We start from the raw sequence: 17,938 nt of genomic DNA on the forward strand, positions 1-17,938 counted from the left end.
CGAATTGGCACCTCCGGATCCCGCCCCCGCCCCCGGCCCCGGCCGCGCGCCCGCCCCCGTCCCCGGCCGCGCGGCGTGCCGTCGGTGCGTCAGAACCGGTAGGTGCCGAGTTCGCGCACGGTGTCGGCGAGTGCGCGGATCGGCTCGTTCTCGGCGTCGGTCCGCCAGACCAGGGCGTAGGACAGCGTGGTGAGGTCCGGGACGGGTATCCAGCGGATGTTCGGCATGCCCCAGTGGCGGGTGACGTGGCTGGGGAAGCCGTGGATGATCTCGCCCATGCCGACCTGGTTGATCAGGTCCTCCGCGTTGGTGATCTGCCCCCCGCGCTCGATCGTGCGGCCCCGGGGCGTGTGGAAGGGAATGTAACGGTCCTCCCAGTAGTCCGGCAGGTCGGGGGGCATGGGGTGGCGGAAGTCGGCGAACATCTCCAGCCGCACCGACGTCCGCCGGGCGAGCTCGTGGTCGGCGGTGACGGCGAGGATCCGGGGGTCCGTCAACAGGACCGGGCCGACGGTGAAGTCGGGCTCCTCCACGGGCAGCCAGACCACCAGGACGTCCAGGTCGCCGTCGCGCAGGCGGCCGAACGGATCGATGTAGACCATCTGGCGGATCTCCAGTTCCCACTGCGGGTACCGGGAACGGAACGCCTTCCAGTAGAAGTGCAGGTCGACGAGGTTGAACGGCATCATGCCGACGCGCAGGCGGCGGGTGACGCCGCGGGCGGTGAGCCGGGCGCGTTCCAGGGACTCGTGCAGGCCCGCGTAGACCGGCCGCAGGTCGTCGCGCAGCTGGCGGCCGACGTCGCTCAGGCGCACGGTGCGGCTGGTGCGCTCGAACAGCGCGGCGCCGATGCGCCGCTCCTGCTTCTTGATGACCTGGCTGACCCGGGCCTGGGAGAGCCGCAGCCGCTCGGCGGTCCGGCCGAAGTGCAACTCCTCGGCCAGCACCAGGAAGATCTCGATGTCCCGCAGCTCCATGAAGCCCCCGCGTCCTTCTCCGTCGACAACTCACTGGTCGGCGGCGTCCTGTCGACGCCGCCGTGCAACGCCGTTGAGGCGTGTGAGCGCTCGCGGGGTGCTGTTCGGCACTCGAATCTAGGCCAGCGGCGTGTCCGGGTACTCAGCATTCCGTGCAGGGTTTCTCGAAACGGCGTGCGAACCGGGACGGTGGGTTCCCTCACAGGTCCGGCCGGAGTCCCTGGTCCTCCCGTACCCACGGCCGCAGCTTCTCCGGGTTCCGGACGGCCCAGATCCGGCTCACCCGGCCGTCGGTGACGTCGAACGAGGCCACTGTCAGGACGACGCCGGCGCGTTGGGCCACCAGGCCCGGCGCACCGTTGACCGAGCACTCCAGGAGCGTGAGCCCCGGAGCCTTGTCGGCGATGGCGACCATGTACTGGGCGATGCGCGCGGCGCCCTCGATCGGGCGCAGGGCGGCACCGGCCATGCCGCCGCCGTCGGCGGTCATCACGGCGGCCGGGTCGAGGAGGCGGACGAGGGCCGTGACGTCCCTGGTCTCCCAGGCCTCCTTGACGTTCCGCACCGCCTGCGCCGCCCCGGCCGCCCCGGCAGTCCCGGCAGCCCCGGCCCGGGGGTGCGCGAGGTCCACCCGCCGCCGGGCGGAGGACGCCAGCTGCTTGCAGGCCGCGGGGGTGCGGCCGAGGATGCCGGCGATCTCGGCGAACGGGTACCGGAAGACGTCGTGCAGGACGAACGCCACCCGCTCGGCGGGCGTCATCGACTCCAGGACGACGAGGAAGGCCATGGTCACCGACTCGTCCAGGACCATCAGGTCGGCCGGGTCGGTGCCGTGGTGGCCGTGGTTCCACTCGCCGCGGTCGGGCAGCGGCTCGGGCAGCCACGCGCCGACGTAGCGCTCCCGCCGGGCCCGCGCCGAGCCGAGCACGTCCAGGCAGATGCGCCCGGTCACCGTCGTCAGCCAGGCGCCGGGGGACACGACCTCCTCCTGCCGGCCGCGCGGCAGCGCGTACCAGCGCGCGTAGGCGTCCTGCACGGCGTCCTCGGCCTCGGCCAGTGAGCCGAGCAACCGGTAGGCCACGTTGATCAGTTGGCCCCGCTCGCCGGCCACCTCGTCGATGCCTCGCACAGCCGCCCCCACGCCTTCGAGCCCCCTCGCCTTACCTTTCGCGGGCCCGCGTCGTCGGGCTGGTGAGACCTTATCGATCTACCGCCCGCGGGCGGAAAGGGGGACCGTGCAATGACCACCCAGGTGACGGCTCGGCGCAGCTTCCCGTTCCTTCGGATCGCCGTCGGCCTGCAGACCTTGACGATCTTCCTCCAGGCGACCTCCGCCGGGCTGCTGCTGACCGCGTCCTACGGAGAGACGCTGCACAGTGTCGGCGCCCGCGTGATGTACGCGGCGTCGATGCTGTACCTGCTCGCGGCGGTGCTGGCGTGGAAGCCGGGCGGTGGCTCGCCCCGGCCGATCCTGTACGCGTCCGGCTTCCTCGTCCTGGCCTCGGCCCAGGTCGTGCTCGGCGTCGCGCACGTCCCGTCGGTCCACCTCCCGCTGGGCGTCCTGATGTTCGGGCTGAGCATCCTGGCACTGGCCCGCTCCTGAGGCCGCGCCGGCCCGGCCCCGCCCCGCCCGGCCCCGCCGCCCGCCGGCCGTCAGACGGCGGTTGCGCGGCGGTGGAGCTCCTCGACCGGGACGTCCTCCAGGTGGGTGAGGAAGATCCACACGTGTCCCGAGGGGTCCCTGAGGACGGCGGTGCGGTCGCCGTGGAACATGTCCGTCGGCGGCTGGAGGATCTCGGCGCCGGCGGCCCCGGCGCGCGCCACGAGGGCGTCGACGTCCGGGACGAAGACGTGCAGGGCGACGCTGGTGCCGCCCAGCGCGGCCGGGGCGGTGAAGGGGGCGCCCTCGGCCCCGTCCGCTCCGGCGTCGCCCAGCATCAGGACGGAGCGTCCGATGCTGATCTCGGCGTGCAGGATCCGCCCGCCCGGGGCGTCGATGCGGACGTCCTCGTGGGCGCCGAAGGCCCGCTGGTAGAAGTCGATCGCCGCCGCGGCGTCGTCGACCATGATGTGCGGCACGGCCGCATAGCGGTAGCGGTCGGGGACGACGGTGTCGGCGGTGGGCGCGGTGGTCACGGCGGATCCTCTCGACGGACGCCGCCGGTCGGTTCCGGCGGCCATGAGAGGACCGTAGGAGTTCAAGCTGACTTGAAGTCAAGGGCCGACCGCCGGGCGCGCGGGATCGCTTCGGCCGGACGGGTCTCAGCCGGCCGGCCTGGGCCGCAGGCCGTCCATCGTGAGGTCGACCAGGCGGCGCCACGGGCCGCTGCCGGTCCGTACGGTGGCCGAGATCGCGCCGACCAGGAGGTGGACGTCGGCCACGGTGACGTCCGGGCGGACGGCCCCGGACCGGCGGGCCTGCTCGATCAACACCGAGACCGCCTCCTCAAGTTCGGCGCGGGTGCGGCCGAGCGGTGCGGAGCCGGGGGTGCCGCGCAGCGCCTCGATGGCGGCGGACAGGCCGCGGTCGCTCTCCAGGACCTCGCCGACGTGGTGCAGGTAGCCGAGGACGGGGTCGTCGTCGCCTTCGCCGGCCAGGGTGCGGGCGAAGGCGAGGATCCCGGCGAAGCGGTCCTCGGTCGCGGCCTCGACGAGGGCGTCCCGGGTGGGGAAGTGGCGGTAGACGGTCCCCATGCCGACGCCGGCCGACCGTGCCACGTCCGGGAGTTGCACCTCCTCGCCGCGCTCGGTGAACAGCTCGGCCCCGTCCCGCCGGTGGGCGGGGCGGGGCGCAGGGGCGGGGGAGGGGCGGTCAGCGGGCCGGGCCGACGATGACGTTGCCGCGCAGGGCGGCGGCTTCGGCGAGCCTCTCCCTGCTGATCTCGAACCCGTCGGGGCGCGGGGTGGTGATGTCGCGTCCGGCGTGCCGGAACATCTCCTCGATGCCCGCGGGGGTGGTGATGAGGAGCAGGTCCGCGCGGGCGGACGTGATGCGGTAGCCGTGGGGGATGTTGCGGGGCAGGTAGACGGCGCCGCCGGCGTTCAACTTGTGGCACTCCTCCCCGACCCAGACGAGGGCCTCGCCCTTGAGGAGGACGAAGACCTCGTCCTCGCGGGTGTGGAAGTGGAAGGGCGGGGCCTCGCCCCTGGGGACGTCGAACAGCCCGACGGTGAGCTGCCCCGCGGTGGCCTGCCCGTCGAGCAGGATCGTGAACAGCCCGCCGCCGATCCACTCCAGGGTCTGCTGCTGCTCGGGGTGGGCGATGTAGGCCATGGTCATGGCGTTTTCTCTCCTGGTTCGGTGCGGGTGGTGCAGCGCGGTGCGTCAGGACCGGCGCAGTGAGGTGACGACGAAGGCGGGGATCACGGCGGCGCCGACGATCAGGTGCATCAGGGCGAGCAGGAGCCGGTCGGCGGTGGTGACACCGGCTCCGCTGTAGGGGAGGCCGCCGACGAGCAGCAGGACGGCGAGGGCGGTCCAGACGGCGGTGGCCCGCCGCGGGAGGTGGCGCTCCAGCAGCTCCAGGAGACCCCAGCCGAGCAGGGCGGGGACGACGGAGGAGGCGGCCGCCAGGGCGATCGAGACGGACTGCGCGGGCCGGCCGAACAGCGCAGGAGTCTGCAGGTCGTATCCGGCGACGTCGGTGAGGACGAGCAGGTACAGGAGGTTCGCGAGGAGGCCGGCGCAGACGGCGGCCGGCCGCAGCAGCCGGCCCGGGTCCCGGGCGGGGGAGTGGGCGGACGGTCTCGGTGGGGCGGACGGCGTGGTGGCCATGGGGGCTGCTCCGCTGGGAGGGGTCGGCGTCGGGGCCGGCGTTCGGGGCCGGTGATCGAGGTCGGGGGTCGGGGTCCGGGGGTGACGGGCAGGGTGGGCGTGCGCATCACCGGCCCCTAATTTCATCACCCGTGGAAACTAGTTTCAGCGTATGATGAAACTCTCGCGGGCGGCAAGGGGCCCCCGTCCAGGGCGGCTGTCGCAGAAGGTGAGTGATGTGGCGTGAGCGGGCGAGGACCCCGGGGAGAACGCGGCGAGCAGGCGGACCGGATCCTTGCCGCCGCACGCAGATCCTTCGCCACCCGCGGCTACGCCGCGACCTCAATGCGGGCGGTCGCCCTGGAAGCCGGCGTGGACCCCGGCCTGGTGCACTACTACTTCCGCACCAAGACCGGGCTGCTGGAAGCGGTCATGCAGCCTCCCGAGGCGTTCGGCGCAGCCGTGGCCGCCGCCGCCGGACAACCGCTGGAGCAGCGGGGACGGGCGTTCGTCCAGGCCAATCTCCGCCTGTGGGAGGACCCCGCCTCCGCCGAGATCCTGCGGTCCATCGTCCTCACCGCCGCTCAGGAACCCGCCGCCCTGCAGCGCCTGCGGCAGCTGTTCTCCGAACTCGTCCTGGCCGTCGTCTCGCACAGCCTGCCCGACGCCGAACGCACCCTGCGCGCGAGCCTGATCGCCACCCAGATGGTCGGCATGGTGATGAACCGCTACATCTGGCAGGTCGGCGACATCGCCGTCCTCCCCGCCGACACCGTCACCGACCTGCTCGCCCCCACCATCCAGCGCTACCTCGCCGACCCCCTGCCCGCGAAGCCGGGCGACCGGCCGGATCCGGACTGACCGCACGCCGCCGCCGGGTGCCGCGCGGCGGCGGTCGTCGGACGGCTGTTCAGGGAGCGGGGGCCTCCGACGGGCGGGTGCCGTCCTCGGGGATGCCGTCCTCGGGGGTGTCGGGCGCGGCGCCCTCCCCGGTGCTTCCCCCGGTGGTCCCTCCGGGGCTCTCTTCGCGGCTCCCTTCGCTGCGCCCCCCGGTGGTCCGGCAGGTGCTGCAGGTGTGCCAGCGCGGCCGGTCGTGGGCGAAGCGGTGCGGGGCGAGGGTCATTTCGGAGGTGTCCAGACCGCAGAGTGTCAGGGGCCCGCAGACGCCCGAGGCCTCTGCCGGGGCGGTGTGCGCGCGGCGCACCGCCTTCGCGGGCTCTGCCGGCGTCCGGTCGGGTTGAAGGACCCGAACGTTGGTCGGCGTATCCAGTTCCAGCACGACGACGATGTCCATCCCCTCAACGTGACCGCAGTCCCGGGCCACCGCACCCGCACGGTGGCATCCGGACCAGCGGGCCGGCCGGCACGGGCGTGCCCGCCGGCATCACAGCAGGGTGAGGACGTCCTGGTGCGCCCCGTCGAGGACGAGGCCGTTGTCCAGCCGGACCCGGACCGTCACCCGGTTCCCCCGCTCCCGGTGCGTGGCCCACTCCGGCTCCAGCACGGCGATCTCCGCCTCCAGCCGCTCCCGGCTCGCCTCCGGCATGGTGTGCCCGTAGTCCTCGAACAGCGCTTTGAGCCGCTGGTACTCGCGGACCTCGTGGCTCTCCGGGAGTTCCTCCACCCGCTCGACGGTGCCCTCGATCCCGGCCCCCAGCGAGAGGAACCCGACGACCGCCCCGGGCTCCCCGGCGAGCGCCTCGCCGATCCCGAGGTCCTCGGCCAGCCTGACGCGTCGGCCTTCCTCCAGGGTCATCCGTCCTCTGCCTCTCCGTCGATCGGTGCCGCCCCGGCCCGCGGCCGGCCCGCGGTCCGGCCCGCAGCCCCGGACATTATCCGCCGTCCGGGGCGGGCCCGGGCCCGGGGCCGGGGGCTCAGCGACGGGGGCCGCCGGCGAAGGACCGCAGTAGCGTCGACGCGTCCCGTCAGCCGGCGTCGCGCTTCACCGCGAGGAAGCTCGCGGTCTGCCCGGCCCGCGCCAGGCTGGAGCCGCTCCCGTGGTCCTCCGCGCGCAGCACGGTCCCGGCGAGGGTCATGCGCTGGCAGATCCCGGCCCCGGGCGGTCCGGTACCGACGTTCGAGTGGCCTCCCGCCATACCGACGATCGGTCATCCGGCCGGTGTTCGCTGCTTCTGCCAGCGGGCCCGGTGGAAGATCGGATCGACGGCGACGACGCAGAAGGCGTGCATGGGCCGGTCCGTGCTCCCGGGGTCGAAGAAGCCGACGATGTCGCCGAGGAAGCTTTCGCCGTGCTGGTGGACGTGGCGGTCCCGGGCGACGAGGTCGCCCATGGTGGTGAGCAGGTCGCCGATCCGGAACAGGAGCTCGGCCCGGGCGGTGATGACGATCGTCGCGGCGTGTTCGGCGTAGCGGGCGGGGCGGCGGTCGGCCCGGCGGCGGACGTCCTCGGGGCGGTCGGGGGGCCGTGCCGCCGGGGCGGTCACCGTCAGGGGCGCCGAGGCGCGGCGCATCCTGCGCCGCAGATCGGACCAGTCGCAGGGGCGAAGGCCGGTGTCCTCACGGGCCAGGAGCACGGGCAGCGGACGGATTCCGTCGCCGATGAAGGGTATCGGTGGGGCGCCCGGCGGGACCGGGATGTGGATCGCGCTGTGCGGGCTCGTCGCGGCGATGCGGAACAGGGCGCCGAGCCGAAGGAGGTCGGCGCGGCTCGCCTTCAGGTAGCCGATCCGGTGGTCGGGCGGGTAGACGAGCGTGTTGCGGAGCATGGGACCGGTGCTCAGGATCCTGCTGGGCCCGGATCCGGGACCGGCCACAGGATGGCTCGTCACCCGCAACCGCATCCGACCGTCGTCAGCCCCCATGCGCCCAGTACAGCACGCGCGCCGGCGGCCCCCGAACCCCTTTTCGCCGGGCCCCGCACCCGGCGCCCCCACAGCACCCCGGCACCCCGGCAACCCGGCCCGCGCCCACCGTGACCGGACGGAAGAGACCGGTCACCGGCCCCTGTTGCAGGCGGCACGGCGAGGAGAGACGCTCGGAGCGGGCCTGCTCACGGCAAGGGAGCGCTCATGTCCACGATTCACATGCACCAGACGATCGCCGCGACACCCGAGGAGTACGTCGCCGGGCTCACCGACTTCGGGCCGGGGCGCTCGGAGCTCTTCGGCAACAGCGCCGACAAGTACCTCGAAGTGCACGACCGGGGACCCAAGGAGGCCGACGTCACCGAGGGCTCGGCGGGAATCTGGGAACGGCTGCACTACGACTGGTCCGACCCCCGCCGTGTCGTCATGACGACCACCGACTCCAACGTGTGGGGCGGCCGGTCGAGTCACACCTACACGTTCACGCCGAAGGCCGACGGGACGACCGAGGTGGACGCCGTCGTGGTCCGCGAGGGCAAGAACTTCAAGGGACGGGTGCTCGGCGCGGTCGTCGGCACCGTCGGCAAACGCCACCTCTCGAAGGCCTTCGCCAACACCGGCAAGGCCATCGAGGCCCGGCACCAGGCCGACGCGGGCGCATGACACCACCGTCCGCCGAGCCGGGCCTGGCCGGACAGACCGTCGTGGTCACCGGGGCCGGGCGCGGCATCGGCCTCGCGATCACCGAGGCGTTCCTCGCGGCGGGATGCCACGTCGTCGCGGGATCACGCACCCGCACCGAGGACCTCGACGCGCACGTGGAACAGGGCGCCGACCTCACCGTCGTGGAGGTCGACCTCGCGACGCCCGACGGCCCGGCCGCGCTGGTCGCCGAGGCCGCCGCACGCCACGGCGGCCTCGACGTACTGGTGAACAACGTCGGGGCGGTGCGCCCACGGGTGGACGGCTTCGCGAGCGTGACGGACGAGGACTGGGACTGGACCCTGACCGTCAACCTCATGGCCGCCGTCCGCGCCACCCGCGCCGCGCTGCCGCACCTGTTCGCCGCCGGCGGCGGACGGATCGTCACCGTCTCCTCGGTCAACGCCCGCCTGCCGGACCCGCTGGTCATCGACTACGGCGCCGCGAAGGCCGCGCTCACCAACTTCTGCAAGGCCCTGTCCAAGGAGGTGGGGCCACGCGGTGTGCGGGTGAACACGGTCGGTCCCGGCCCGGTGGAGACGGCGCTGTGGCGGGGCACGGACGGCGTCGCCGCCACGATCGGGCAGTCCCGTGGCATCGACCCCGCCGCCGTGGCCCGCGCCGCCGAGGCCCAGTCGGTGACCGGCCGCTTCACCCGCCCGTCGGAGGTCGCGGACCTCGTCGTCTTCCTCGCCGGCCCCGGCGCGGCCAACATCACGGGCGCCGACTTCGTCGTCGACGGCGGCCTCGTGGACGCTCTGTGACGCGCTGACGTCGCCAACCCTGCCGCTGCGCGCCCCCGCCGCCGGACTGTCGGCGGGGCCTGGCAGGATGCCGGTGCCGGCACCAGGCCAGGGTTCGGGGCGGCGGGGCGCGGAGGCCTCAGATCAGCTTCCAGGAGTGGTCGTCGTTGTCGCTGCAGTAGTACAGCGTGAGGCGGGCGTCGTTGCCGCCGGTCCGCACGCCGTCGACGTCCAGGCACAGGCCGCTCTTGAGGTTGACGATCCAGGAGCCCCCGCCGCCGCGGGGCAGCAGCCAGAACTGCTGGTTGTCGTTCGCGGTTCCGTCGCAGGTGTACTCGCTGACCTTGGCGCCGGCCTCCACCGCGCCGTAGTCGTGGACGTCGAGGCAGAGGTTGTCCTTGGCATTGCGGACGGTGTACAGGTTGTAGCCGTTGCTCGTGGCGCCCTGGTAGTCCCAGTAGAAGAGCTGGTTGTCGCCCGAAGTTCCGTTGCAGGTGTACTCGTTGACGGGGCCGTTGATCCGGCCGGCGCCGAAGTCCGGGATGTCGGCGCACTTGCCGGTGACGGTGTTGTACAGGAGGTACGGGCCGTAGGCGGCGCCCGCAGCCTGGCCGGGCGCCGCCGCGTGGGGAGCGGCTGCGGGGGGCTCGGCGGCGGCCAGGGCCGCAGGTGCGGTACCGAACGACAGGGCGCCGAGCACGGCGGCGGCAGCGAGCGTGGCGCCGGCCTTGCCCGCGAAGCTCTTCCTGCTCATCGAGTTCCTCCAGTGGTGAACGGATCGATGCTGGTCCCCGGCTCGTCGTGGCAGCACCGCGAGTCGGCGCGAAGTCGCGCCGGTCCCGGGCTCCGGCATGCCGGCCGGGTCGGCTGCGCATGTCCATGCTGAATGTCAACGGCGCCCAGTCGCAAGGTACTTCGGCCTGAGGCGAAACTCTCCGGTAGCCTGGTGCGGCTACGGACAGCACGACGGCGACCCGGCCCGAAGGCAGGGACCGGACCGGCTACTTGCGGGGGTGGGCGTGCTGCGCGTGCATTTCACGGCCGACGACCTGTGCAGCGTGACGCTGATCAGCCGACTGCCGCAGCTGGGTGAGGCAGTGCTGAGCGTGCAGGCGCTGCGCCGCAACGACCAGCGGCTGCGGTTCGACGCCTGGCGCCGGAGCCTGCGCGGGAACCTGCCGGCGCAGGTCGGACCGTTGCTGGACCTGGTGCCCGCGCACGGCTGGATACCGGACTTCCTCACGTCCACCAGGGACAACGGCAGCGTGCGTGACGTGCTGGAGGCCGTCCGTGCTGTTCCGCGGCGGCAGCTGACGGCGGATCTGAACCGGCTCGCGTCCGCGCACGCGTTACCCGGGTGGGTGCGCGGGCTCGCCGACGGCGACCGGGACGCGATGAACGCGCTCACCCGCGCTCTGGCCGCGTACCACGACCTGGCGATCGCTCCGCACGTCCGCCGCATGCAGAGCGCTGTCGACGTCGACCTCGACCGGCGGGTGACGACGCTGCGCAGGCACGGCGTCGGTGCGCTGCTCTCCGGCCTCCACCCCGCCCTGCGCTGGCAGCCACCCGTGTTGACGGTGCCCTCCCCGTTCAGCCAGGACGTCCATCTGGCCGGGCGCGGCATGACAGTGGCTCCCGTGGTGTTCGGCGGACCGTTGCCGCGGCTTCTGCTCGGCGACCGCGACGACCGGCCGGTGCTGATCTACCCGCTCGCGTTCGATGCCGCCGCCAACCCGCTCGTCGGGCACGCATCGGACGCCCGGCGACAGCGCGCGGCAAAGGCGCTGGGAACGGTACTGGGCGCCACCCGGTCCGCAGTCCTGCACGCCGTCGCCGCCGCGCCGGGGCTGAGCACCTCCGAGCTGGCCCGGCGGGTCTGCGTCTCGACGGCCTCGGCCTCCGAGCACGCCACCAGCCTGCGCGAGGCCGGACTCATCGCCAGCTGCCGCGAGCGCAACCGGGTGCTGCACTACCCCACGGCCGCGGCTGCCGTCCTGCTCAACGCGCCCCACACCGTGCCGTCGCAGGCGGCACCCGCGGGACCGCAACCACGGCTCGGCGGATCGCGACGCGCCGGAGGCCGGCCCCGGACTGATCCACAAGACAGGCCCTAGCGAAGGGAGCGGCCGTTGCGCAGGTGGGCGCCGCCGAGTACGAGGGCGACGAGGAAGACGGCGATGCCGATGACGAGGAGGTAGAGCAGGCCGTCCGCGGCCACGCCGATGATCCCGAGGACGATCGCGAGCAGGATGAGGAAGAGAATCCAGGCCATGGCGGGCCTCCTTTGCCCTCGTTCGCCGGCGCGTCCGGCAGTGCTTCGCGTCTGATCGCCCACCCGGCGCCCAAACCTGGGCGGTTCAGGCCTGCTTCGCGGCCCAGAAGCGGTGGATCTCGTCGAGTTCGTCCAGGAGTTCCTCCTCGCGGCGGTCGAACTCCTCCTCGTCGATGTGCCCGGCGACCAGCTCGCGTTCGAGTGACTTCAGCGCCTCCTCGACGGGCGTGGGGTCGTAGTACTGGCGCTCGGCCGCGTTCGCCACCTGCTCGGCCACCCAGACGACCCCCCGCACGGGGGCCAGCGGCAGCGTCAGCAGGCCCGTGAGCAGCCCCATGACGTCCTCCTGGACGAACTAGACGAAGCTGTAGGGCGGCAGCGGGCCGTGCAGCCTGAACTGGTGGCTCTCGCCCCACTGTTCGGCCAGCCGGGACTCGGCGGAGACGAACTCCTCCCGACGGGCGTCCGCCACGAGGAAGGAGACGCTGGCGAAGTCGTTGCCGTGGGGCTCGTTCTCCTTGGTCTCGCGCGCCAGCGGACGCAGCGCCTCCAGGACCTGGACCGCAGCCGAGTCGCTGCGCGCCCGCAGCTCCCCGGCCACGAGTTCGCCGAGCCGCATCTTGACGCCGGGGTCACCGCTGCGCCGGCTCTCCTCGTTCAGCCGTTGCGCCTCGGGGGAGTCCTGCAGCACCTGCCGGAGCATGAGGTCCTCGTCGAAGGTGGCCTTGAGCAGGTACTCCGCGCATCCCGTGAGGGTGTGCAGCCGTTCCCGGTAGAAGTCGGCGCGCTCCGTGAGCGCTTCCCGGATCTCCCGGGGCTCGGAGGCGACCATGCCGAACCGGAGCGGCAGCACGGCTCCGTCGGCCATCAGCCGTTGCAGGACGTTCTGGTGGGCCATGACGTCGCGACGGCGGGCCCGCAGTCCTTCGGGCACGGGGCTGGTGATCGCGGTCAGGTCGGCCTCGGTGAGGGTGGCGAGCTTCTCGGGGGGATCGCCGACCCCGGTGAGGCTGTCGAGGTCGACCGGATGGCTGTCGGCGACGATCGCGTAGACGTAGACGGCCATGACTCAGTCCTCCCGGGGGCGTGCGCGGCGCGCCGGCCGCGGCCTCTCGCGCTTCTCGGCCGGTTCCGGCTCTTCCTCTTCGCCCTCGTCGCCCCGGGTGTGCTGCCGGATGGTGTCCGTCACCGCTTCCACCGCGCCGGTGAGCGCTCCCTTGCTCTTGCCCCGGGCGCCGCCCTCGGTCACCTCGCCGACCAGGTCGGTCAACTTGGTCGGCGCCTTGCTGCCGGACTCCAGGTCCAGCCGGTTGCATGCCTCCGCGAAGCGCAGGTAGGTGTCCACACTGGCCACCACGATCCGCGCGTCGATCTTGAGGATCTCGATGCCCACCAGGGACACGCGCACGAAGACGTCGATGACCAGACCCCGGTCGAGGATCAGCTCGACGACGTCGTACAACGTGCCCGAACCTCTGCCCCCGGCTACTGCACTGCCTCCGCCGCCCTGCGGCACCACAGTCACGGCGCCTCCTTCCACGGACACACCACGCGCGGTCGTCGGACCCCGGCCGTCCTCACGTCCGGGGGTCGAGCTGATCGCGGGTGTAGCGGCGCGTCCTCTCGTAACCCAGTAGCTCCCCCTCGCTGTCGAGCGTCACCCGGTAGCTGGCGAGGATGCTGGCCGTGTCCGGCACCCGCTCGACCTCCACCACCTCCAGGTCGGCCTCCCATCCCTCGTCCGTGCGCTTGAGGCCGGACACCGACTCGGGCGCCCTGCCCAGCAGCATCTCCAGCTGTTCCAGTGCCGCCCGCATGACCGCCGCCATCGACGGCCGCGGGCTGCTCCTCCTCGGGGCCCGCCCGGCCGGCTTGTCCTCCTCGGGTCTCGACACGCCTCGCCGGGGCTTCCCCGTGGGCCGCCCGTCGTCGTCCTCGCGGTGCCGAGGCATGGACCGTCCTTCCGTCCCGCCCACGCCTACCCGTCCGCACCGGGGTAAACCGGGCAGTTGGTGCGGGCCGCCCGGGACCCGGCCTGGCGGGCAGGCCCCGTCCGCACTCAGCCGGTGCGTCCGGCCCGCTCCTGCAGTTCGGCCCGTTCCTGCAGCCCGGCCCGTTCCTGCAGCAGGGCGCGGACCAGGGCCAGGGCCGGCCACTGCAGCCGTCCGGGCCGGGCCACCGCGTAGGCGCGCAGCACCACCGGCGGACCGCCCAGCGGGACGATGCGCACCCCGGAGAGGGGAGCGCGGTCGGCCGGCAGAAGGGCCACCCCCAGCCCGGCGGCGACCATGTGCTGCACCAGGTCGAGGCTGTCGGCGCGGTGGGTGACCCGCGGGGTGAAGCCGGCCATCGAGGCGAGCGTGCGCACCACCGTCTCGTCGGCGGTGTGCCGGGAGTTGGCGATCCAGTCCAGCTCCGCGCAGGCCGCGAACACCTCGGTGGAGGAGGCCGCGGGCACGTTCAGGCCGGCCGGCACCGCGAGGACCCAGCCCGCGCTCCACAACGGCGTCACCTCCACCGACCGGTCCGCCGGGGCCGGGGCCAGGTTGTAGTCGTAGGTCAGCGCGAGGTCCACCGCGTCGTCGGCCAGCAGCGCCAGCGACTCCGGGGGCTCGTGCTCGCGGACCAGCAGCCGCACCCGCGGGTACTGCTCGGAGAGCCGGACGACCAGCGGCAGCAGGAAGTCACGCACCGCCGTCAGGTATCCGGCGACCCGCACCGTGCCGTTCGGCTCGGCCCCCGCGCTCAGGTCCAGCCGGGCCGCCTCGACCGTGTCCAGGATCCGCGTCCCGTGTTCGACCAGCCGGCGGCCCGCCGGGGTCAGCCGCACCCCGCGGCCGTCCGGCTCCACCAGCACCTGGCCGACCTCCTTGGCGAGCGCGGCGAGCTGCTGCGACACGGTCGACGTCGTCACGTGGCAGTTCTCGGCGACCGCGCGCATCGAACCGAGGCGCGACAGCTCGCAGAGCAGGGCGAGGCGGCGGGTGTCCATGAGGGCATCGTTCACGATTCATGAACGGACTGTCCAGAAATGACACGTGGACGGCAACGGTTTCTGGCGGTCTACTGATCCACATGACGCCCCACGGCCAGCTCACCCCACGTTCCGACGGCCACCGGGCCGGCGCCGGCGCCGCCATGACGATCGCCGCGATGACCTCCATCCAGGCCGGCCTCGCGCTGTCCGTCGGACAGTTCGACCGGATCGGCCCGGTCACCACCGCCTGGCTGCGGCTGGTCTGGGCCGGACTGATCCTGCTCGTCCTGGCCCGGCCCCGGCGCTCCGACTTCACCCGCAGCGGGCTGCGGGCCTGCCTGGCGCTCGGCGTGGTGACCGCGGGCATGATGAGCCTCTTCACGCTCGCCATCGCCCGCATCCCGCTCGGGACGGCGAGCGCCCTGGAGTTCCTCGGCCCGCTCGCGGTCTCCCTGTACGCGGGGCGCCGCGCCGGGCTGCTGCGGTGGAGCCTGCTCGCCGCGGCCGGGGTCGTGCTCCTCACCCAGCCCTGGCGCGGCGGGACGGACCCGGTCGGCATCGCCCTCGCCCTGGCCGCCGGCGCCGGCTGGGCCGGTTACATCCTCCTCACCCAGCGCGCCGGCGACCAGGTCGAGGGCCTCAAGGGGCTCGCCGTCTCGCTGCCGACGGCGGCCCTCGTCACGACGTTCCTCGTCGGCCCCGCCGCGATCGGCTCCGTCACCCCGTCCCAGGCGCTCACCGGCCTGCTGCTGGCCGCCTTCGCGCCGCTGCTCTCGTTCACCCTCGAATTCCTCGCCCTGCGACGGCTCACCACCGCCGCCTTCGGCACCCTGATGAGCCTCGAACCGGCGATCGCCATGGTGATCGGAGCCGTTGTCCTGGGCCAGTTCCCCGGGCCGGTCGGCGTCCTCGGCGTCGCCGGTGTGGTCACGGCCGGCATCGCCGCGATCCGCGCCGGCGCCCGAACCCCGGCCGCCCCGGCCGCCGTGGCCCCGGCCCCGGTGGCCGACGGGGCCGCCGCGCCCGTCGCGGCGGCGGCCACCGCGCAGCAGACCCGCTGACGCCCCGCCGGCGCGGACGGGGCGGCCCGCTCTCCTTCCCCGCAGGCTCAGGCCTCCTCGTCCCGGTCGAGGTCCTGGAACTCCAGGCCGTCGGGACCGAGTCCGGTGTTCTCCGCGTGCTCCTGCATCCGGGGACCGTACTCCGGGTGGTCCACCAGACCCGTGTAGGTGTCGAAGTCCAGATCGATCACACCCGCGAGATCGGCGAGGTAGACGTCGAAGCCGGGGTACATCACGGCGACGTACGGCAGGTCGTCGATGTCGGTGACGAGCACCGGGTACTCGCCCGTGGAGTCCGGCCGGCCCAGGTAGAGCAGACGGCGGGAATCACTGCCGCCGACCAGCGGAAGGCACGCGGAGGGCAACAGCCTCTCGAAGTCCGCGAACATACCGACCATGACGCCGCCGGAGCCGTACATCCACTCGGCCGTCCCACCCAGAGCACGGCCCTCGAAGACGGGCGCCTGCTCGTCGTCGTACCAGCCGATCTCGCTCAGCCAGGAGCTGTCGAACGCCAGCCACCGGCGCAGACTCGGCGGCAGCGGCCGGTCCCCGGCCAGCCGCAGCCGGTCGATCACCGCGGGCGACAGCGGCACCGGCTCGGTGATGTCCGGCCCGCCCGCCGTGGGCCGGCCCTCCTGCCGGACCCGCGCGATCACCCGGTCCACCAGCGCTGCTCCGTGCATGCTCTCGTCCATGCGCGGCACTCTCCCACACCCCTCCGACAGCGCGGACCGGCCGCCGCACCAGGGCCCCGCAGCACACCCCCCGGCCGTGGCTCACCTGCCCCCGCGCACCGTGTCCGGTGCGGCCAGCGCCAGTTCAACGGCATGCTCGACGTGCAGACGGGTGGTGTCGAAGAGCGGCACCGAGGTGTCGGCCGGGCCGATCAGCAGCGGGATCTCGGTACACCCCAGGACCACCCCCTCGGCCCCCTGCTCGGCGAGCGCCCCGACGATCCGCTTGAACTCCAACCGCGACGCCGCCCGGATCCGCCCCCGGGTCAGCTCGCGGTAGATGACGTCATGGACGAGCGCACGGTCCGGCGCGTCCGGGACGAGGACCTCGATCCCGAACTCCGCCATCCGCGCCCGGTAGAACCCGCCCTCCATCGTGAACCGCGTGCCCAGCACGCCCACCGTACGCATGCCCGCCGCCCGGATCCGCTGCGCCGTCGCATCGACGATGTCCACGAACGGGATCCGGACCGCGGCGGCGATCTCGTCCGCCACCCGGTGCATCGTGTTGGTGCACAGCACGACCAGATCCGCCCCGGCCCGCTCCAGGCTCACCGCGGCCCCGGCCAGCCGCTCGGCCGCACCCCGCCAGTCGTCGGCCCGCTGCATCGCCTCGATCTCGGCGAAATCCACGGTGACCATCACACTCGGTGCGCAGTGGTGCCCGCCCAACCGCTCCCGGGTGAGGTCGTTGAGCAACCGGTAGTACTCCGCCGAGGACTCCCAGCTCATCCCGCCGATCAATCCGATCGTCCGCACACTTCCTCCTGCTGTCCGTGAGCCCCGCCGCCGTCCGTGACACCGCCTGTAGGGAGCCTCGATGCCCGTGACCCGTGACCCGTGATGCCCGTGAGCCCAGAGTGCTCCGCACCCCGCACCCCCGGTAGCCCCCTCATCCTTGCCCGACCCCCAAGAGATACTTGGGACCGTGGACACGCACCGCCTGCTGATCTTCCGCGAGGTCGCCCGCACCGAATCGATCGCGGCGGCGGCCCGCACACTCGGCTGGACCCAGCCCGCCGTCAGCCAGCACCTGCGCCAACTCGAACGACAGGCAGGCCTGCCGCTCGTGGTCCGCCACTCCCGCGGCATCAGACTCACCGAAGCCGGCACCACCCTGCTGCGCCACGCCGACGCCATCGCCACCCGCCTGCACGCGGCCGAGGACGACATGGCCGCACTCGCCGACCTCAGCGCCGGCACCGTACGCCTGACGGCCTTCCCCTCCGCCTGCGCCACCCTCGTGCCGACCGCCATGACCGACCTGGCACACCACCACCCCGGCCTCGACATCCGCCTGACCGAGTGCGAACCCCCCGAGGCCGCCCGCCTGGTGGCCGGCGGCGAGGCCGACCTCGCCGTGCTCTTCTCCCACGACAACCGGCCACCGGACCACGGCCCCGACCTCCAACTGCTCCCGCTCACCGCCGACCCGGTACGCCTGGTCGTCCCCCTCGGCCACCCCGCCGCGACCGCCGCCGAGCCACTGACCCGCCTGACGACCACCCCGTGGATCGCCGGCTGCCCGAGCTGCGCCGCCCACCTCACGCGCACCTGCGAGGCCGCCGGCTTCACCCCCGACATCCGGCACAGCACCGACGACTACGTCGTCGTCCAGAACCTGGTGGCCCGCGGCCTGGGCGTCGCCCTGCTGCCGCAGCTCGCCCTCGACGCCTACCGCCACCCCGACGTGCAGGTGCTCCCGCTCGGGACCACCGACCGGGCCCTGTACCTGCTGTGCCACCGCGAGGCACTCCGGATCCCCGCCGTCACCCGGGCCACCCGGGCCCTCCAGCAGGCCGCGACCGCACGCCACGGATCACCACCGGACCCGTGACCGGCCACCCTCCACCGGGACCCGTAGGCGGCCGCGCCGGCGCCCGGCCG

Annotated in this window: 24 protein-coding genes and 1 pseudogene; 7 read left to right on the plus strand and 18 right to left on the minus strand. The window is 73.3% G+C overall.

Features of this window, described 5'->3' with window-relative positions; genetic code table 11:
• Positions 1-89: 89 nt before the first annotated feature.
• Positions 90-977, minus strand: coding sequence for a LysR family transcriptional regulator (locus tag ACIPSC_RS21655; protein WP_400827612.1), 888 nt, complete (start codon positions 975-977; stop codon positions 90-92).
• Between the two features lie 199 nt (positions 978-1,176).
• Positions 1,177-2,106 carry an RNA polymerase sigma factor SigJ gene (sigJ, locus tag ACIPSC_RS21660; protein WP_400827613.1) on the minus strand — a complete coding sequence of 310 codons (930 nt, stop codon included), beginning with the start codon at positions 2,104-2,106 and terminating at the stop codon, positions 1,177-1,179.
• Between the two features lie 111 nt (positions 2,107-2,217).
• On the opposite strand from sigJ, the gene ACIPSC_RS21665 reads away from it, so the two are divergent.
• Complete coding sequence (locus tag ACIPSC_RS21665) at positions 2,218-2,580, plus strand: hypothetical protein (RefSeq protein WP_400827615.1); 363 nt, start codon at positions 2,218-2,220, stop codon at positions 2,578-2,580.
• 50 nt (positions 2,581-2,630) lie between these two features.
• Here the strand turns inward: ACIPSC_RS21665 and ACIPSC_RS21670 are convergent, their stop codons facing one another.
• The 4 genes from ACIPSC_RS21670 to ACIPSC_RS21685 all read right to left on the minus strand — a co-directional run bounded on the left by ACIPSC_RS21670 (position 2,631) and on the right by ACIPSC_RS21685 (position 4,752).
• A complete protein-coding gene (locus ACIPSC_RS21670; protein ID WP_400827891.1) occupies positions 2,631-3,044 on the minus strand; it encodes a VOC family protein in 414 nt (137 codons plus the stop codon).
• Positions 3,045-3,239: 195 nt separating this feature from the next.
• Positions 3,240-3,734, minus strand: a complete 495-nt coding sequence (locus ACIPSC_RS21675) for a TetR/AcrR family transcriptional regulator (protein WP_400827892.1) — start codon at positions 3,732-3,734, stop codon at positions 3,240-3,242.
• 55 nt (positions 3,735-3,789) lie between these two features.
• Positions 3,790-4,257 (minus strand): cupin domain-containing protein, encoded by a 468-nt coding sequence (locus ACIPSC_RS21680; protein ID WP_400827616.1) that lies wholly within the window; start codon positions 4,255-4,257, stop codon positions 3,790-3,792.
• A 45-nt stretch (positions 4,258-4,302) separates the two neighbouring features.
• Positions 4,303-4,752, minus strand: coding sequence for a DUF6069 family protein (locus ACIPSC_RS21685; RefSeq protein WP_400827617.1), 450 nt, complete (start codon positions 4,750-4,752; stop codon positions 4,303-4,305).
• A gap of 222 nt (positions 4,753-4,974) precedes the next feature.
• Between ACIPSC_RS21685 and ACIPSC_RS21690 the strand changes: the two genes are divergently transcribed.
• Complete coding sequence (locus ACIPSC_RS21690; RefSeq protein ID WP_400827618.1) at positions 4,975-5,592, plus strand: TetR family transcriptional regulator; 618 nt, start codon at positions 4,975-4,977, stop codon at positions 5,590-5,592.
• 49 nt (positions 5,593-5,641) lie between these two features.
• On the opposite strand, the gene ACIPSC_RS21695 is transcribed toward ACIPSC_RS21690, so the two are convergent.
• The 3 genes from ACIPSC_RS21695 to ACIPSC_RS21705 all read right to left on the minus strand — a co-directional run bounded on the left by ACIPSC_RS21695 (position 5,642) and on the right by ACIPSC_RS21705 (position 7,457).
• Complete coding sequence (locus ACIPSC_RS21695) at positions 5,642-6,025, minus strand: hypothetical protein (RefSeq protein WP_400827619.1); 384 nt, start codon at positions 6,023-6,025, stop codon at positions 5,642-5,644.
• A 90-nt stretch (positions 6,026-6,115) separates the two neighbouring features.
• Entirely contained in the window at positions 6,116-6,487 is a 372-nt protein-coding gene (locus ACIPSC_RS21700) for a hypothetical protein (RefSeq protein WP_400827620.1), read from the minus strand.
• A gap of 352 nt (positions 6,488-6,839) precedes the next feature.
• A complete protein-coding gene (locus ACIPSC_RS21705; protein ID WP_400827621.1) occupies positions 6,840-7,457 on the minus strand; it encodes a hypothetical protein in 618 nt (205 codons plus the stop codon).
• Between the two features lie 303 nt (positions 7,458-7,760).
• On the opposite strand from ACIPSC_RS21705, the gene ACIPSC_RS21710 reads away from it, so the two are divergent.
• Positions 7,761-8,219, plus strand: coding sequence for an SRPBCC family protein (locus ACIPSC_RS21710; RefSeq protein WP_400827622.1), 459 nt, complete (start codon positions 7,761-7,763; stop codon positions 8,217-8,219).
• Positions 8,216-9,022: an SDR family NAD(P)-dependent oxidoreductase gene (locus ACIPSC_RS21715; RefSeq protein WP_400827623.1), complete on the plus strand. Its 807-nt coding sequence runs from the start codon at positions 8,216-8,218 to the stop codon at positions 9,020-9,022. The genes ACIPSC_RS21710 and ACIPSC_RS21715 overlap by 4 nt, the downstream gene beginning before the upstream one ends.
• A gap of 118 nt (positions 9,023-9,140) precedes the next feature.
• On the opposite strand, the gene ACIPSC_RS21720 is transcribed toward ACIPSC_RS21715, so the two are convergent.
• Complete coding sequence (locus tag ACIPSC_RS21720; protein ID WP_400827624.1) at positions 9,141-9,755, minus strand: RICIN domain-containing protein; 615 nt, start codon at positions 9,753-9,755, stop codon at positions 9,141-9,143.
• A gap of 265 nt (positions 9,756-10,020) precedes the next feature.
• Between ACIPSC_RS21720 and ACIPSC_RS21725 the strand changes: the two genes are divergently transcribed.
• Positions 10,021-11,118: a winged helix-turn-helix domain-containing protein gene (locus ACIPSC_RS21725; RefSeq protein ID WP_400827625.1), complete on the plus strand. Its 1,098-nt coding sequence runs from the start codon at positions 10,021-10,023 to the stop codon at positions 11,116-11,118.
• Here the strand turns inward: ACIPSC_RS21725 and ACIPSC_RS21730 are convergent.
• The 6 genes and pseudogenes from ACIPSC_RS21730 to ACIPSC_RS21755 all read right to left on the minus strand — a co-directional run.
• Positions 11,115-11,348: pseudogene (locus tag ACIPSC_RS21730) on the minus strand (hypothetical protein); the annotation flags it as partial. The gene ACIPSC_RS21725 and the pseudogene ACIPSC_RS21730 sit on opposite strands and share 4 nt — an antisense overlap.
• 13 nt (positions 11,349-11,361) lie before the next feature.
• Positions 11,362-11,613 (minus strand): gas vesicle protein GvpG, encoded by a 252-nt coding sequence (locus ACIPSC_RS21735; protein WP_400827626.1) that lies wholly within the window; start codon positions 11,611-11,613, stop codon positions 11,362-11,364.
• Between the two features lie 18 nt (positions 11,614-11,631).
• Complete coding sequence (locus ACIPSC_RS21740) at positions 11,632-12,342, minus strand: GvpL/GvpF family gas vesicle protein (RefSeq protein ID WP_400827627.1); 711 nt, start codon at positions 12,340-12,342, stop codon at positions 11,632-11,634.
• Between the two features lie 3 nt (positions 12,343-12,345).
• The gene (locus ACIPSC_RS21745; protein WP_400827628.1) at positions 12,346-12,801 is read right to left on the minus strand and encodes a gas vesicle structural protein GvpA; all 456 of its coding nucleotides are present in this window, start codon (positions 12,799-12,801) and stop codon (positions 12,346-12,348) included.
• 52 nt (positions 12,802-12,853) lie between these two features.
• A complete protein-coding gene (locus ACIPSC_RS21750) occupies positions 12,854-13,171 on the minus strand; it encodes a gas vesicle protein (protein ID WP_400827629.1) in 318 nt (105 codons plus the stop codon).
• A 164-nt stretch (positions 13,172-13,335) separates the two neighbouring features.
• On the minus strand, positions 13,336-14,268 hold the full coding sequence (locus tag ACIPSC_RS21755; protein ID WP_400827630.1) for a LysR family transcriptional regulator: 933 nt from the start codon (positions 14,266-14,268) through the stop codon (positions 13,336-13,338).
• An 83-nt stretch (positions 14,269-14,351) separates the two neighbouring features.
• Between ACIPSC_RS21755 and ACIPSC_RS21760 the strand changes: the two genes are divergently transcribed.
• Entirely contained in the window at positions 14,352-15,314 is a 963-nt protein-coding gene (locus ACIPSC_RS21760) for an EamA family transporter (RefSeq protein WP_400827632.1), read from the plus strand.
• A 47-nt stretch (positions 15,315-15,361) separates the two neighbouring features.
• On the opposite strand, the gene ACIPSC_RS21765 is transcribed toward ACIPSC_RS21760, so the two are convergent.
• Positions 15,362-16,012, minus strand: coding sequence for a hypothetical protein (locus tag ACIPSC_RS21765; RefSeq protein WP_400827633.1), 651 nt, complete (start codon positions 16,010-16,012; stop codon positions 15,362-15,364).
• An 81-nt stretch (positions 16,013-16,093) separates the two neighbouring features.
• A complete protein-coding gene (locus ACIPSC_RS21770; protein WP_400827634.1) occupies positions 16,094-16,810 on the minus strand; it encodes an aspartate/glutamate racemase family protein in 717 nt (238 codons plus the stop codon).
• Between the two features lie 169 nt (positions 16,811-16,979).
• Here ACIPSC_RS21770 and ACIPSC_RS21775 point away from each other — a divergent pair, with 169 nt between their 5' ends.
• Positions 16,980-17,888 carry a LysR family transcriptional regulator gene (locus ACIPSC_RS21775; RefSeq protein ID WP_400827635.1) on the plus strand — a complete coding sequence of 303 codons (909 nt, stop codon included), beginning with the start codon at positions 16,980-16,982 and terminating at the stop codon, positions 17,886-17,888.
• Positions 17,889-17,938 lie beyond the last annotated feature (50 nt).

Source organism: Kitasatospora sp. NPDC090091, from assembly GCF_044747365.1.
GTDB lineage: Bacteria > Actinomycetota > Actinomycetes > Streptomycetales > Streptomycetaceae > Kitasatospora.

Excerpts from the sequence above, each read along its gene's own strand:
- ACIPSC_RS21655 (WP_400827612.1), bottom strand. The coding sequence starts at position 977 with ATGGAGCTGCGGGACATCGAGATCTTCCTGGTGCTGGCCGAGGAGTTG.
- ACIPSC_RS21665 (WP_400827615.1), top strand. The coding sequence starts at position 2,218 with ATGACCACCCAGGTGACGGCTCGGCGCAGCTTCCCGTTCCTTCGGATC.
- ACIPSC_RS21670 (WP_400827891.1), bottom strand. The coding sequence starts at position 3,044 with ATGGTCGACGACGCCGCGGCGGCGATCGACTTCTACCAGCGGGCCTTC.
- ACIPSC_RS21680 (WP_400827616.1), bottom strand. The coding sequence starts at position 4,257 with ATGACCATGGCCTACATCGCCCACCCCGAGCAGCAGCAGACCCTGGAG.
- ACIPSC_RS21685 (WP_400827617.1), bottom strand. The coding sequence starts at position 4,752 with ATGGCCACCACGCCGTCCGCCCCACCGAGACCGTCCGCCCACTCCCCC.
- ACIPSC_RS21695 (WP_400827619.1), bottom strand. The coding sequence starts at position 6,025 with ATGGACATCGTCGTCGTGCTGGAACTGGATACGCCGACCAACGTTCGG.
- ACIPSC_RS21700 (WP_400827620.1), bottom strand. The coding sequence starts at position 6,487 with ATGACCCTGGAGGAAGGCCGACGCGTCAGGCTGGCCGAGGACCTCGGG.
- ACIPSC_RS21705 (WP_400827621.1), bottom strand. The coding sequence starts at position 7,457 with ATGCTCCGCAACACGCTCGTCTACCCGCCCGACCACCGGATCGGCTAC.
- ACIPSC_RS21710 (WP_400827622.1), top strand. The coding sequence starts at position 7,761 with ATGTCCACGATTCACATGCACCAGACGATCGCCGCGACACCCGAGGAG.
- ACIPSC_RS21715 (WP_400827623.1), top strand. The coding sequence starts at position 8,216 with ATGACACCACCGTCCGCCGAGCCGGGCCTGGCCGGACAGACCGTCGTG.
- ACIPSC_RS21720 (WP_400827624.1), bottom strand. The coding sequence starts at position 9,755 with ATGAGCAGGAAGAGCTTCGCGGGCAAGGCCGGCGCCACGCTCGCTGCC.
- ACIPSC_RS21735 (WP_400827626.1), bottom strand. The coding sequence starts at position 11,613 with ATGGGGCTGCTCACGGGCCTGCTGACGCTGCCGCTGGCCCCCGTGCGG.
- ACIPSC_RS21740 (WP_400827627.1), bottom strand. The coding sequence starts at position 12,342 with ATGGCCGTCTACGTCTACGCGATCGTCGCCGACAGCCATCCGGTCGAC.
- ACIPSC_RS21755 (WP_400827630.1), bottom strand. The coding sequence starts at position 14,268 with ATGGACACCCGCCGCCTCGCCCTGCTCTGCGAGCTGTCGCGCCTCGGT.
- ACIPSC_RS21760 (WP_400827632.1), top strand. The coding sequence starts at position 14,352 with ATGACGCCCCACGGCCAGCTCACCCCACGTTCCGACGGCCACCGGGCC.
- ACIPSC_RS21765 (WP_400827633.1), bottom strand. The coding sequence starts at position 16,012 with ATGGACGAGAGCATGCACGGAGCAGCGCTGGTGGACCGGGTGATCGCG.